The organism is Halomonas almeriensis (assembly GCF_030409235.1).
Taxonomy (GTDB): domain Bacteria; phylum Pseudomonadota; class Gammaproteobacteria; order Pseudomonadales; family Halomonadaceae; genus Halomonas; species Halomonas almeriensis.
Map to the genome: position 1 here is coordinate 107108 of NZ_JAUFPO010000006.1, position 14636 is coordinate 121743.

The window sequence follows — 14636 nt, forward strand, 5'->3', positions numbered from 1 at the left end:
TTGAGGGTTCTGTTCATGGCGCATGGGGCGGTTCAGGCGTCGGGGTCCAGTTCGGGAAATCGCTCGAGCAACTCGTCAACCTTGGGCTGTGTCTCGAAGCGCTGGAGCGATTGCTCGAGTATCTCCCGGGCTCGCTCGCGCTGGCCGAGTTGCCAGAGCACCTCGATGAGGTGTGCCGCGACCTCCTGGTCCTTCATGCCCTGCCAGGCGCGTTCCAGCCAGGGCAGTGCTGCCTCCAGCTCGCCCTGGCGATAGCGAACCCAGCCCATGCTGTCGAGGATGGCCGGGTTTTCCGGGGACAATGCCAGGGCCCGCTCGATCAGTTGCCTGGCCTCGTCGAGGCGCTCGGTCACGTCCAGGTCAGCTAGGGTATACCCTAGGGCGTTGAGTGCGTTGGCATTGTCCGGCTGCTGTTCGAGCAACCGGCGCAGGTCACGTTCCATGACCGCCAGTTGCCCCTGGCGGGCCGCTCGCATGGCACGCTGGTAGCGCAGTTGGCTGCTGTCCGGATGGCGCTCGATGGCTCGGTCGAGCAGGGCGCCGGCCTGCTCGGGAGTGGCATGCTGCTCCAGCAGTTCCACCTCCAGTGACAGCAAGTCCGCTGCGTAGGACGGATGACGCAGTCGCTCGACCTGCAGGAAGGTGCGGGCATCCTGGGGTCTGCTGTTGTCGAACAGCATTCGCGCGGCATTGGACCTTGCCGTGAGGAAGTTCTGACCCTCGGGCACCTGTCGATAGTAGAGCAGAGCGTTGTCGACTTCGCTCTGCTGCTCGGCGATAGTGCCCAGCAGCAGATACACCTCCGGCGGTGTGGAATCGCGGCTGGTCAGGGGCAGCAACAGACGCCGGGCGGGATCCTGGTGTTCCTCCTCGAGATACAGCCGGGCCAGGGCCTGACGCAGGTCGGGCGTGTCACCATGCTTCTTCAACAGTGCGTCAGTGTTGGTTTCGGCAGCGGCAATATTGCCCTGGCGGATGTCGGCCTGGACCTGCAGCAGGATCAGCCGCGGGTCGCCGGGCAGATAGCCGAGTCCGCGGCGCGCCATGCGTTCGGCTTGTTGCGCCCGGCCGGCCTCCAGGGCCACGGCGGCGCGAATGCGCCACAGCCCGGGCAGACGTGGCGATTCGTCAGCCAGGCGGGCAAGGCGCTGTTCAGCGGTTTCGTCCAGGCCGCCGGCGGCTTCCAGCAGGGCGCGGGCCAGGTCGAGTTCCTGGCGAGCCTGTGGAGGGGCGCTGAATTCGCGCAGGCGATCGAGCAGCGGTGCCGGCGACGCGCCGGCTTCGAGTGCCGTCTCGACGAAGGGCACCAGCGACCGGGCTCCTTGCTCAGTTTCACTGCCTTCGGACTGGCCTAGGAGGTCGAGCTGATACGCCAGGGCCTGCTCCCAGTCGTTGCGCTGCACCGCGAGTTCCGCCAGCAGTCGACCAGGGCTGGTGTCGTTAGGTGCCAGCCGCTGCCAGAGCCGGGCGGCTTCCTCGACGAGCTCGCGGTCATTGCTGAAGCGCGATGCCAGGGCGGCCCGCTCGGCCAGGCTGGCCGAGGTATAGCGCCTGGCACTCGCCATGTAGCCACGCCCGGCGCGTTGGTAATCGCCCCGTTGTCCGGCCAGTTCGGCGACCAGCAGGGAAGACAGCCCTTGCGCATTCAGGCCGCGCGCAACCGGCGGTGCCTCGGCCACCGGGTCCTCCAGGGGAGGGGGGGATGGCAGGCTATGGCAACCCACCAGCATCATGGCCAGGGCGAACAGCGCTATGCCACCTGAGCCGGCGCGTATCGTGATTCGTCTTCGGGACATGGAGGTCTCGCTAGATAGGCCAGTCGCCAGCATAACGGCTTGTCTGCGCTGGGCAAAGGAGGGCGTTAGCACCCCGGCCCGATGCGCTGTGGTAGAATCCTGTGGTTCGCTGACAGACCCGGTTCGGGTGCCGCGTCACTTTCCGGCCTTGTCGCTGCCGGCTCACTTACCGCTTAGACTCCGACGCATGACGCTTCTTGCCCTGGGAATTAATCACCGCACCGCGAGCCTGGATGTTCGCGAACAGGTGGCCTTTACGCCGACGCAGCTCGAGCAGGCGCTGAGTGAGCTGCGTGCACTGCCGGCCGTCCATGAGGCGGTCGTGCTCTCGACCTGCAATCGCACGGAACTCTACTGCGTGATCGGAGAAGGCGCAGAGAGCACCTTGTACGAGTGGCTGGGACGCTTTCATGACATGCCCGTGGAGTCCCTGACCCACTGTGCCTATCATTTCCTCGAGGCGGATGCGGCGCGTCATCTGATGCGGGTGGCGGTCGGCCTGGATTCCATGGTGCTCGGCGAGCCGCAGATACTCGGTCAGCTCAAGGAGGCTTATCAGACCGCTCGCGATACCAGTGGCCTGGGCGGCGAGCTCGAGGCACTCTTTCAGCAGACCTTCGCCGTCGCCAAGCAGGTGCGGACCGAAACCGGCATTGGTCGCAACCCGGTGTCTATTGCCTATGCCGCGGTCAGCCTGGCCAGCCGCATTTTCGAAAACCTGGGGCGTTCGCGGGCGTTGCTGATCGGGGCTGGCGAGACCATCGAGTTGGTGGCGCGCCACCTGCACGAAGCTGGTGTGCGCCATCTGACCGTGGCCAACCGGACGCATGAGCGCGCGCATCAGTTGGCGGAGCCTTTGGGCGGCGAGACCATCTTCTTGGATGAGATTCCCGCTGCGCTGGAGCACGCCGACATTGTTATTTCTTCCACGGCCGCGCCCCTGCCGATCCTGGGCAAGGGCATGGTGGAAAGGGCGCTCAAGAAACGTCGGCACCGGCCGGTCTTCATGGTTGACATTGCCGTGCCTCGGGATATCGAGCCGCAGGTGGGCGAGCTGGGGGATGTCTTCCTGTATACGGTGGATGATCTGCAAGAAGTCATCGATGCCAATCGTCGCCATCGTCAGGTGGAAGCCGACCAGGCCGAGTCCCTGATCGAGAGCGGTGTGGATCGCTGGCAGCATGATCGCCGCCTGCGTAGCGGGGGCGAGCTGATCCGCGATCTGCGCGCGCACGGCGAGTCACTGCGCGACGCAGCCTGTGATCAGGCGCTGGCGCGCCTTGCCAAGGGCGAAGATCCTGAGCGGGTCGTGCAGCGCTTGGCCCACCAGCTGACCAACCGTCTCCTGCATCGTCCCACCCTGGCCTTGCGGAAAGCCGCGTCCGACGACCGGCGTGATCTGATGGACGCCGCCGCCACCTTGTTGCTGGACGAACCCTCTGACCCACCCCGATAGGATCTGTTGATGAAAGCTTCCCTGCGTCAGCGTCTCGATAGCTTCTCCGAGCGTTTCGAGGAACTTGCCGCCCTGATGTCGGACCCGGACGTGATTGCCGATCAGACCAGCTTTCGACACTATTCGCGAGAGTATGCCGAGCTGGAGGACCTGGTGGCGGCCTGGCGGGACTATTGTGCCGTCGAGCAGGACATGGCCACCGCCGCGAGCATGGCCAATGACAGCGATGCCGAGATGCGCGAGCTGGCCGAGATGGAGCGCGCCGATGGTGAGGCGAAACTCGAAGGGCTGGAGGCCCGCCTCAAGCAGTTGCTGGTGCCGCGTGATCCCGATGACGACAGCAACGTCTTCCTGGAGGTCCGGGCCGGCACCGGTGGCGATGAAGCGGCACTCTTCGCCGGTGACCTTTTCCGCATGTACTCGCGCTATGCCGAGCAACAGGGCTGGAAAATCGAGGTCATCAGCGTCAGCCATGGGGATCAGGGGGGCTACAAGGAGGTAATCTCGCGAGTGCGCGGAGAAAGGGTCTACGCAAGGCTGAAGTTCGAGTCCGGGGCCCACCGGGTGCAACGGGTACCGGCCACCGAGTCCCAGGGGCGCATCCACACCTCGGCCTGCACGGTGGCCGTGATGCCGGAGGCCGCCGAGGTCGGCGATGTCGAGCTAGATAGCAATGACCTCAGGGTCGACACCTTTCGCGCCAGCGGGGCCGGTGGTCAGCACGTCAACACCACGGATTCGGCGATTCGCATCACGCACTTGCCGACCGGTGTCGTGGTGGAGTGCCAGGAAGAGCGTAGCCAGCACAAGAATCGTGCCAAGGCCATGGCACTGCTCGCCGCGCGCCTCAAGCAGGCGGCCCAGGACAGTCAGCGTCAGCAGCAGGCCGATGCCAGGCGCTCGCTGGTAGGGTCGGGGGATCGCAGTGAACGTATCCGCACCTATAACTTTCCCCAAGGGCGGCTGACCGATCACCGCATCAACCTGACGCTGTACAAGCTCAACGATGTGGTCAGCGGCGAGGGGCTGGATGAGGTCATCGAGCCGCTGATCAACGAATATCAGGCCGAGCAGCTGGCGGCCCTGCAGCAGGAGCCCTGATGCGTCTGGACACTCTCTTGGCGCGGGCGTCTCAGCGCCTTGCGCGGGCCGCGTCACCCACGGCGCGGCTGGATGCCGAAGTCCTGCTTTGCCATGTCCTCAATGTCGACCGTGCCTGGCTGTATACCTGGGGAGACCGGCCGCTCGACCCCTGGTCGCATGCGCGCTTCGACGCCCTGGTGGCCGCGCGGGCAGGTGGCCAGCCAGTGGCGTACCTGACCGGCGAGCGCGAATTCTGGGGATTGTCGCTGCTCACCGGGCCGAGCACCCTGATTCCGCGCCCGGATACCGAAACCCTGGTGGCGGCGGCGCTGGCACGCATGCCGGCGGAAGAGGGCGAACTGCTCGATTTGGGTGTCGGCAGTGGCGCCGTGGCCCTGGCGCTGGCCAGTGAACGGCCTGGCTGGCGCATTCAGGGGGTTGACTGCAATCCGGATGCCGTGGCACTGGCGACGCGCAATGCCGAGCGGCTGGGGCTCACCGGGGTGAGCCTGGAGGTCGGCGACTGGTTTGAGAAACTCGAGCAGCGCACCTTCTCGGTCATTGTCGCCAACCCGCCTTACCTGGCCGATGATGATCCGCACCTGGCGCATGGCGATGTGCGCTTCGAGCCCAGAAGCGCGCTGGTGGCGGGCCAACGGGGCCTGGCCGACCTGTATTATCTGATCGAGGCGGCCCGGGCGCATCTGTTGCCCGGGGGCTGGCTGTTGCTCGAGCATGGCGCCGAGCAGGCGGAGGCCGCCCGTCGCGCCCTGGTGGCGAGGGGGTATGACGCGGTGACCAGCGAATGTGACCTGGCCGGGCATGAACGAGTGAGCCTCGGCCAGCGTCCTGCCTGAGCCGTTTACACCGCCGTGGCACGCGGGCTGGAGCCGTCCGGGTGGCATGTGTTACATCTGTTTCTGGAATGAAGCACTCCGCATCGCCACGCTGGCGAGATGGAATGCCATGCAACTGCCTTCAAGACCGGCTGTTCAGGCTGAATGCCTGTAGTCGTCTGCCAGGCCTGTGCCCACCGCGTGTCAGGATGATAATGAAAACCAAGGCTCGCTCTCTCGATCGCATTGATCTCAACATTCTGCGTTGCCTGCAGGACAACGCTCGAATTTCCTATGTCGACCTGGCGTCCCAGGTCGGTCTTTCGACCACGCCCTGCCTGGAGCGGGTCAAGCGACTCGAGCGCACCGGTGTGATCCGTGGCTACAAGGCGCTGCTCGATCCCCGGGCACTTAGGGCGAACCTGCTGGTCTTCGTCGAGATCAGCCTGGAAACGCAGTCGCCCTCGGTATTCGATGAGTTTCGCCGCGCCGTCTCCAGCCTGCCGCAGATCCAAGAGTGCCATCTGGTGTCGGGGCAGTTCGACTATATTCTCAAGTGCCGGATTCCCGAGATGGCGGCCTACCGCCAATTGCTTGGTGATGTAGTGCTGACATTGCCGGGGGTCAAGGAATCCAAGAGCTATGTGGTCATGGAAGAGGTCAAGGAAGACGTGTCCCTGCATGTGCCCGATATCGAAGAGTTCGACGACAAGTGAGCTCCATGGACGACCAGGCGCTGTTGCGCTATAGCCGTCAGATCATGCTCGAGGCCATCGATATCGAGGGTCAGCAGCGTCTGTTGAACGGCCGCGCCCTGGTGGTCGGGGTCGGCGGTCTGGGCTCGCCGGTGGCCATGTACCTGGCGGCGGCCGGCATGGGCCATCTGACGCTGGCCGATGATGATCGCGTGGAGCTTTCCAATCTGCAGCGTCAGATCGCCCACGGGATGGACGACATCGGTCGCTCCAAGGCCGAGTCGGGGCGCGCTGCCGGCCTGGCGCTGAACTCGGAGGTCGAGATCGTCGCCCATGCCGGCCGCTTGGAGGGCGAGGCGTTGCAGGCAGCGGTGAACGGTGTCGATGTGGTGCTGGACTGCACGGACCGCTTCAGCAGTCGCTACGCCGTCAATGCGGCCTGCCGGTCGGCGGGGGTGCCGCTGGTCTCAGGCGCCGCCATTCGCTTTTCCGGTCAGCTGGTGGTATTCGATCCGCGGGACTCTGCGTCGCCGTGCTATGGTTGCCTTTACCCACCGGGCAGCGGCGGCGCAACGGATGATGAGCTGAGCTGCACCGAGAACGGCGTGGTTGCGCCACTGGTCGGGCTGATCGGCAGCTTCCAGGCGCTGGAGGCCCTGAAGCTGGTGAGTGGTGCCGGCAGCGTTCATCAGGGGCTTTCCACCTTCGATGGGCTGAGTGGGCAATGGCGCCACTTTCGAGTGCCGCGGGATCCAGCCTGCCCGGTATGCGGCGAGTGACCACCGGGAGTGGCCGCGGTGATGGAACAATCTTGAGCGCTGGTGGCGCATGGAGCAGGCGGCAGACATGAAGGGTTCCTCGTCACAAGTGCGTCCCGCTTCCTGGTATCGCGATTCCGTCCAGGTCGAACTCGCGCCCTGTGAACCACTGCAGGGTGAACAGCATGCCGATGTCTGCGTGGTAGGGGGAGGCGTCACCGGTTGCTCGGCCGCCCTGCACCTGGCCGAGCGTGGCTATTCGGTGGTCCTGCTGGAAGCCGAGGATATCGGCCATGGGGCCTCGGGACGCAGCGGCGGGCAGATTCTGCCCGGCCTGGGTACCGATATCGCCACGGTGGAGCAGGCCCTGGGGCCGGAGACTGCCCGCCGGATCTGGGAGATGAGCCGCGAGGCGGTCAGGCTGACGGCCTCGCTGGTCGACCGACATGCCATACCCTGCGAGCTGTCCTGGGGCTACCTGCATGCCGCGGTCAAGCCGCGACACGTCAAGGAGCTGGAGACCTTCCGGGATAGCCTGTCACGCAACTATGGCTACCACGCCCTGGAATGGCTGGAGGGCCAGGCGTTGCGGGATCACCTGGTCACGGATGCCTATCCGGCCGCGCTCTACGATCACGAAGGGGGCCATCTTCATCCGCTCAACTACACCCTGGGGCTGGCGCGTGCTGCCCAGCAGGCCGGTGCCCGTCTGCATACCCAGAGTGCGGTCCGGCGTATCCGGCGAGGCGAGCCGGTGCGCGTGGAAACCGACCAGGGAGCGGTCACGGCCGATACCCTGGTGCTGGGCACCAATGCCTACCAGCTTGGCCTGGTACCGGAGCTCTCCGGGCGCATCATGCGAGCCGCGAACTACATGGTGGCGACGGCTCCGCTGAGCGACGCCCAGGCGGCGCAGGTGCTGCCCCGGGGGGACGCGCTGTCGGATGCCAACTTTGTCCTCGATTATTATCGTCTGTCGGCCGATCGTCGCCTCATTTATGGCGGCGAGGTCAGTTATGATGGGCGTGAGCCTCCCAAGCTCGAGGCGCGCATGGACGCCAAGATCGCCAGGCTCTTCCCGGTGCTGGCCGGCGTGCCCATCGACTATCGCTGGGGCGGCGATGTAGCGATCACGTTCAATCGTGCACCGGACTTCGGGCGCCTGGGCGCCAATATCTTCTATGCTCAGGGCTATTCGGGTCATGGCATGGCGCTGGCCGGGCTGGCCGGCAAGCTTATGAGCGATGCCATCGCCGGTTACGGCCAGGGCTTCGAGACCTTTGCCGCCATGCCGCACCGACCCTTCCCGGGCGGGCGATGGTTGCGCAAGCCGCTGCTGGTGCTGGCCACGCATTTCTATAAACTTCGCGATCGTCTGTGAGACGCGACGGATCCCGGGACGCCAGTGACCAACGAAGAGGACTCCTTGATGAGCAACAGGATGTCGGCCGAACTGGCCGAGCACTCGGACACGTCGCCGACGGATCAGGAGGTGGCAACGCGGAAGGCATCCAGCATCGAGCTACACAGCCTGCACAAACGCTTCGGTGCCGACGCGGTAGCGCTGGACGGGGTGGACCTGTCGATACATGCCGGGGAGTTCTTCACCCTGCTGGGTCCCTCTGGTTGCGGCAAGACGACCCTGCTGCGCATTCTGGCCGGTCTCGAGGCGCCCGATCAGGGCACCCTGATGGTGGGCGACAAGGAGCTTACCGAGGTGCCGCCGCATCGGCGCAGCGTCAACACGGTCTTTCAATCCTACGCTCTCTTTCCCCATCTCTCGGTGCGCGACAACCTGGCCTTCGGCCTCAAGATGCGCGGCCTGCCAGCCGCGGAGCGTGACGCCAGGGTCGACGAGATTGCCGCATTCATCAAGCTGGGGGATTTGGTCGAGCGGCGCGTCGATCAGCTTTCCGGCGGTCAGCGTCAGCGTATCGCCCTGGCCCGCGCCCTGGTCTGCGAGCCGGACGTGCTGCTCCTGGATGAACCGCTATCGGCCCTGGATGCGGGCCTGCGCTCGCAGTTGCAGGTCGAGCTGCAGCGGCTGCAGAAGCGTCTGGGCATGACCTTCGTGTTCGTGACTCATGACCAAGATGAAGCCATGGTCATGTCGGACCGCATCGCCGTGCTCGATAGTGGCAATATCCAGCAGGTGGGCGCGCCGAGCGAGGTCTACGAGCGGCCCGCCAATGCTTTCGTGGCGCGCTTTATGGGGCATGACAACCTCTTTCCCATTCTGGCGCGCGATGGCCTCCGGGTGCAGAGTGATCTGGGCTGGCTGGAGTTGCACAAGCACGCCGGGCAGGGGGATGCCGGAGACTGTCTGCTGGTGCGCCCGGAAACGCTCGAGATCGGCGATGTGGTGCCCGAGGGCTATAATCGGTTGGCGGGCGTCGTGCAGGAGCGGCTGTATCGTGGCAGCCGTATCGAATACGTGCTGGAGGTCAATGGCCAGTCGCTGATGGTGGTGGCCAGCAACCTGGGTCAGCAGGTGCATCAGGCGGGCGATGCCGTGACCATCAGCGTGTGTCCCGAGGACCTGGTGACCGTCGCCGCCTGAGGAGAGTGTCATGCCAAGGATATCGCAACACGTGATGCGTCGGCGCGCGGTGGTGGCCGAAACCCGGCATCTGTTGTTCAGTGTGGGGCCGGGCGTGATCTGGATCATCCTCTTTCTGGTCCTGCCCAGTGCCTACCTGATGGGGGTGGCCTTCATGACCAATGGCCCCTACGGACTGCCGCAGATGCCCCTGACCCTGGAGGCCTTCGAGCGGCTGGCGGGCTTCGGGTTTCTCGGCTGGAGCCCGGGCAATATCTACACGCTGCTGCGCTCCCTGTGGCAGACGCTGCTATCCACCACTTTGGTGGTAATGGTGGCCTACCCGATTGCCTATTACATCACCACCTGCCGTGAGCGCTGGCGGCCGATCATGCTGCTGGCCGTGGTGGTGCCGTCCTGGACCAATCAGGTCATCCGCACCTTCGGCTGGATGAACCTGCTGGCCCCGGGAACCCCGCTGTCCGAGCTGGCCGAGGGGCTAGGCCTGATTGCCCCCAACATGGGGCTCTATCCGTCCAATTTCGCCGTCACCCTGGGCCTGGTCTACAACTTCCTGCCCTTCATGGTGCTGCCGCTCTATGCGGCCTTCGAGAAACTCGACCATGCTCAGGTAGAGGCGGCCCAGGATCTGTACGCGTCGCCTCTGGGGGCCTTTCGCCACGCGGTATTTCCACAGACGCTGCCGGGGCTGCTGGCGGGAATCGTGCTGGTGGCCATCCCGGCCTTCGGCATGTACGTGATTCCCGAATTACTGGGGGGTGGCAAGGGCATGATGCTGGGCAACCTGGTAGCAACCCAGTTTTCGGGTGGCTCCAACTGGCCACTGGGAGCGGCTGGCGCAATCCTGATGTTGATCGCGACCTTCTTCGGACTGTTCGCCATGCGTCGCATTGGCAAGCGCCTGGGTGGCGGTGAAGAGGTGGTCATATGAACAAGCGGCTATGGCGCAGAGGCCTGAGTGCGTTCTGGTGGCTGACGCTGTTCTTTCTGTATCTGCCGTTGGCCGTGGTGGTGTTGTTCTCGTTCAACTCGGCCAACAGTTCGGCGAGCCTTGCCGGCTTTTCGCTGCGCTGGTATCAGCGCCTGCTGGGCAACGAGCAGATTCTCTCGGCTTTCGCCAACAGCATGGTGCTGGCCGTTGTGTCCTCGCTTGTGGCCCTGGGGATCGGCTGTTTGATCGGTTATGGCATGTATCGCCATCGTCACCGCAAGCTGGGCTGGCTGATCGTGCTGATCTATCTGCCGATCGTATTGCCGGATATCGTCTTCGGGATTTCCGAGATGGCGTTCTTTGTGCAGATCCACGAAGCGACCGGCTGGTTGAGGCCGGGGCTCGGCACCATGATCATCGCCCACGTGACCTTTCAGATTCCCTTCGTGGCGCTGATCGTCTATTCGCGCTTCGTGGGGCTGGACCCCACCTTGTTCGAGGCGGCCAAGGACCTGTATGCCACCCCCTTCAAACGCGTTCAGCACTTCATGCTGCCGACCATCAAGCCAGCGTTGATATCTGCGTTCTTTCTGTCGTTCACACTGTCGATTGATGATTTTGTCATCAGCTTCTTCACGGCAGGACCGGAAAGCGCCACGCTGCCGATATACATCTGGGGCGCCATCAAGAAGGGCGTCTCGCCGGAGATCAACGCCATCGCGTCGTTGATGATCGGGGCTGTCGCTCTGGCGGCCCTCCTGAGCCTCATCTTCAATCGTCGCCGGCCCGCCTAGGTCGGCCTCACGTCCATCGCGGTGCAACGAGGAGTCAATCATGCAGATCAACAAGACCCCACTGGTGCTGTCACTGGCCGGTCTGATGCTGGCCGGCCAGGTACAGGCACAGGACAACAAGCTTTATCTCTTCAACTGGACGGAGTACATGGACCCCGCGATCATCGAGGCATTCGAGGAGCAGCACGATGTCGACGTGGTAGAGAGTTACTTCAACTCCAATCCGGAGATGTTTGCCAAGCTGCAGGCCGGCGGCACCTCGCAGTACGACATCATCGTGCCGTCCAATTACTACATCCCACGCTTGATCGAGACTGGGCTCGTCCAGGAGCTCGACAAGTCGAAGCTCGACAATCTTGATAATGTCATGGAGCAATTCGTGGACCCGTCCTATGATCCCGGTTCACGTTACTCCGCTCCCTATCAGTGGGGTGTCACCGGTGTGATCTACAACACCGAAACCTTCCCGGATGCGCCCAAGAGTTGGTCCCTGCTGTTCGACTCCGAGACCAATAGCGAGTACCCCTTCGGCTTGATAGGCGACGGTCAGGTCACGGTCGGCAGCGCCTGTGCCTACCTGGGGCACGGCTATGACTGTGCCTCTACCGATGCATGGCGCGAGGCGGCCCAGCTGCTGCTCGACACCAAGGGTCGCGAGACCTTCAGCGGCTTCACCAATGGCACCCCGGCGTTGCAGCAACTGGCCCGCGGCGTGACCCATGCCAGCATGTCCTACAATGGCGACTTCCTGTTCTACAAGGAAGAAAACCCCGAGACCTTCTCCGAGATGGCGTTCATGATTCCCGACGAAGGCGCCGAGATGTGGATCGACGCCATGATGATTCCGCGTGACGCGCCGAATCCGGAGATGGCGCACAAGTTCATCGACTTCATCCTCGATGCCGAGGTCGGCGCTCAGCTGTCGAATTACAATTATTATGCCAGCCCCAACAAGGCCGCACGCCCCCACCTCGATGAAGTGCTGGCGAAACCGCCCGTTCTGCCGAGCGAGGCTGACCTGGAACGCTTGCAGTTCACTCCAACCCTGAAAGGTGAGCAGCTCCAGGTGTTCCAGCAACTGTGGTCCGAAGTGAAGTCGCGCTGAATCGTGACCCACGAGCCCCAAGGGCGGGGGATGCCCCGGGGGTCGTCGCTCGCTAACCTCGAGTGACGCGATCCGGGGCCCGTTGACATCAGCAAGGATATATCCATGAGTAACCGTCAGGAGCTGCCGCTCCTCAATGAATGGTTCGAGCAGCATGGGATTACCGAGGTCGAGTGCCTGGTCACCGACCTGACCGGCATCCTCAAGGGCAAAATCATGCCGGCCAACAAGTACCTGAACGGGGGACGCCCGCGACTGCCGGATTCACTGTTTATCCAGACCGTGACAGGCGGTTACCCCGACGACGAGGACACCCAGTTCTGGAATCCGGCCGAGCGCGACATGGAGCTCCTGCCGGACCCCAATGCCATCTATCGGGTGCCCTGGGCCGAGGATGCCACGGCGCAGATCATCCACGACTGCCACTACCTGACCGGTGAGGCCGTCGAGCTGTCGCCGCGCCATGTGCTGAAGCGTGTATTGTCACTCTATGAAGCACGTGGCTGGAAGCCGGTGGTGGCGCCCGAGGTGGAGTTCTTCCTGGTCAAGACCAATACCGATTCGGATTATCCGCTGGAGCCGCCGGTCGGCCGTTGCGGTCGCCAGGAGAGTAGTCGCCAGTCGTTTTCCATCGATGCGGTCAACGAGTTCGACCCCTTGTTCGAGGAGATGTACGACTATTGCGAGGCCATGGATCTCAACCTGGACACCCTGATTCACGAAGAAGGGGCGGGGCAGATGGAGGTCAACTTCGAGCACGGGGACCCGCTGACCCTGGCCGATCAGGTGGTGGTCTTCAAGCGTACGCTGCGCGAGACTGCCTTGCGTCATGGCATGTACGGGACCTTCATGGCCAAGCCCATGGCCAGGGAGCCCGGCAGCTCCATGCATCTCCATCAGAGCCTTGTCGATATCAAGACCGGCCGCAACCTCTTCGCCGATGACGAAGGCCAGCCCAGCCGGCTTTTCCACCATTTCATCGGCGGGCTCCAGCATTATCTGCCGGCCTCGCTTCCGCTGTTGGCGCCCAACGTCAATTCCTATCGCCGGCTGATGCGTACCGAGAACAGCGGTTCGGCACCGGTCAATGTGGAGTGGGGCATGGACAATCGGACGGTGGGGTTGAGGGTGCCTATGGCACCGCCCGAGGCCACGCGGGTCGAGAACCGTCTCGCCGGCGCCGATGCCAACCCTTATCTGGTCATGGCGGCCTCCCTGGCCTGCGGCTATCTGGGCATGCTCAGTCAGCTCGAGGCGCGTCCGCCGATGGTCGGCTCAGCCTGGTCGAGTGGTGGCAAGTTGCCCGATGATATCGGCCCCGCCCTGGATCGACTCAGAGAGTGCAAGCCCCTGGCGGATATCCTCGGCGAGCGTTTTACCAACAGTTACTTGGCCGTCAAGCGTGCCGAGCATCGCGAGTACTTCCAGGTCATCAGCTCCTGGGAGCGCGAGCACCTGCTGTTGCGCGTCTAGTAGCGAATGCCGGGCTTTCTCGGCGTGATATCTATCGCAAGATCCCTGCTATGTGGAGAACCCCATGCGACTTTTACTGGCTGGTGTGGTTGGCGCCTGTGTGCTGGGCGCCGCAACGGCGTCGACGGCGGACGAGGCCAAGAAGCTCTATGTGTTCAACTGGACTGAATACATGTCGCCGGAAGTGGTCGAGGACTTCGAGGCACAATACGATGTGGAAGTGGTCGAGAACTACTTCACGTCCAATGCTGAGATGTTTTCCAAGCTCTCGGCGGGGGCCGATGCCCAGTATGACGTGGTGGTTCCGACCGATTACTTTGTGCCCCGGTTGATCAACGCCGGCCTGATCCAGGCCTTCGATCCCGAGCTGATCGAGGGCCGTGACAACCTCATGGAGGCGTTCCGCCAGCCATCCTATGATCCACAGGAGCAGTACAGCGTGCCCTATCTGTGGGGCGCCACGGGGATCGTCTACAACACCCGGACCTTCCCGGATCCCGCCGAATCATGGGGCATGCTGTTCGATCCCGAGCTGAATCCGGATCAGCCCTTTGCCCTGCTGGGCGGCGACCCGCAGGTTGCGCTGGGCATGGCCTGCGCCTATCAGGGCGCCGGTTTCGACTGTGTCGGCCAGCAGCCCTGGGTCGAGGCCGCGCGCCTGGCCAGCGAGACGCTGGATCGCCCCAACTTTACCGGCTTCGTCGACAGCACGGCGGCCGTCGAGCAGGTGGCACGGGGGGTGTCACAGCTGGCCGTGACCTACAGCGGTGACGTGGATTATCGCAAGGCTGCCTCGCCGGAGACCTATGAGCATCTGGAGTTCTTCGTGCCGGAAGAGGGCTCCCAGCTCGGCGTCGATACCCTGGTGATTCCGGCCCGTGCACCACACCCGAAGCTTGCCCACCAGTTCATCAGTTTTCTGATGCAGCCCGAGAACGCGGCGCGCTCGGCCAGTTTTGCCTATTATCGCTCGCCCAACGCGGCGGCGCTCGAGGATATGCCCGAGGAACTGGCGAAGAGCTCACGTCTGGAGGATGACCGCCGCGACCAGCTGGTGACCACACCGCTCATCGAGGGCGAACAACTGCAGATGCTGCAACAGATCTGGACCGAGGTGCGCAGTCGCTGAATTGGGCGCTGTGTACCGGC

At 63.8% G+C, this 14636-nt stretch carries 13 protein-coding genes; 12 read left to right on the forward strand and 1 reads right to left on the reverse strand.

The features are described 5' to 3' along the window. Positions 1-32: 32 nt before the first annotated feature. Positions 33-1796: a tetratricopeptide repeat protein gene (locus tag QWY74_RS04420; RefSeq protein WP_290313860.1), complete on the reverse strand. Its 1764-nt coding sequence runs from the start codon at positions 1794-1796 to the stop codon at positions 33-35. A 187-nt stretch (positions 1797-1983) separates the two neighbouring features. On the opposite strand from QWY74_RS04420, the gene hemA reads away from it, so the two are divergent. The 12 genes from hemA to QWY74_RS04480 all read left to right on the forward strand — a co-directional run bounded on the left by hemA (position 1984) and on the right by QWY74_RS04480 (position 14616). Beyond that, positions 1984-3252, forward strand: a complete 1269-nt coding sequence (hemA, locus tag QWY74_RS04425) for a glutamyl-tRNA reductase (protein ID WP_264825495.1) — start codon at positions 1984-1986, stop codon at positions 3250-3252. A gap of 9 nt (positions 3253-3261) precedes the next feature. Further along, the gene (prfA, locus tag QWY74_RS04430) at positions 3262-4353 is read left to right on the forward strand and encodes a peptide chain release factor 1 (RefSeq protein WP_264825496.1); all 1092 of its coding nucleotides are present in this window, start codon (positions 3262-3264) and stop codon (positions 4351-4353) included. Further along, a complete protein-coding gene (gene prmC, locus QWY74_RS04435) occupies positions 4353-5192 on the forward strand; it encodes a peptide chain release factor N(5)-glutamine methyltransferase (RefSeq protein WP_264825497.1) in 840 nt (279 codons plus the stop codon). The genes prfA and prmC overlap by 1 nt, the downstream gene beginning before the upstream one ends. Positions 5193-5386: 194 nt before the next feature. Next, positions 5387-5887, forward strand: a complete 501-nt coding sequence (locus QWY74_RS04440; protein WP_264825498.1) for an Lrp/AsnC ligand binding domain-containing protein — start codon at positions 5387-5389, stop codon at positions 5885-5887. 5 nt (positions 5888-5892) lie between these two features. Then, on the forward strand, positions 5893-6645 hold the full coding sequence (locus QWY74_RS04445; protein ID WP_264825499.1) for a HesA/MoeB/ThiF family protein: 753 nt from the start codon (positions 5893-5895) through the stop codon (positions 6643-6645). Between the two features lie 67 nt (positions 6646-6712). After that, entirely contained in the window at positions 6713-8005 is a 1293-nt protein-coding gene (locus QWY74_RS04450; protein WP_290313862.1) for an NAD(P)/FAD-dependent oxidoreductase, read from the forward strand. Between the two features lie 48 nt (positions 8006-8053). After that, a complete protein-coding gene (locus QWY74_RS04455; RefSeq protein WP_264825501.1) occupies positions 8054-9184 on the forward strand; it encodes an ABC transporter ATP-binding protein in 1131 nt (376 codons plus the stop codon). Between the two features lie 10 nt (positions 9185-9194). Beyond that, positions 9195-10115: an ABC transporter permease gene (locus QWY74_RS04460; RefSeq protein WP_264825502.1), complete on the forward strand. Its 921-nt coding sequence runs from the start codon at positions 9195-9197 to the stop codon at positions 10113-10115. Beyond that, entirely contained in the window at positions 10112-10909 is a 798-nt protein-coding gene (locus QWY74_RS04465) for an ABC transporter permease (RefSeq protein WP_264825503.1), read from the forward strand. Before QWY74_RS04460 ends, QWY74_RS04465 begins: the two co-directional genes overlap by 4 nt. Before the next feature lie 40 nt (positions 10910-10949). After that, positions 10950-12014, forward strand: coding sequence for an ABC transporter substrate-binding protein (locus tag QWY74_RS04470; RefSeq protein ID WP_264825504.1), 1065 nt, complete (start codon positions 10950-10952; stop codon positions 12012-12014). Positions 12015-12119: 105 nt separating this feature from the next. Further along, positions 12120-13487, forward strand: coding sequence for a glutamine synthetase family protein (locus QWY74_RS04475; RefSeq protein WP_264825505.1), 1368 nt, complete (start codon positions 12120-12122; stop codon positions 13485-13487). Positions 13488-13551: 64 nt separating this feature from the next. Further along, positions 13552-14616: an ABC transporter substrate-binding protein gene (locus tag QWY74_RS04480; RefSeq protein WP_264825507.1), complete on the forward strand. Its 1065-nt coding sequence runs from the start codon at positions 13552-13554 to the stop codon at positions 14614-14616. The last annotated feature ends 20 nt before the right edge of the window (positions 14617-14636 follow it).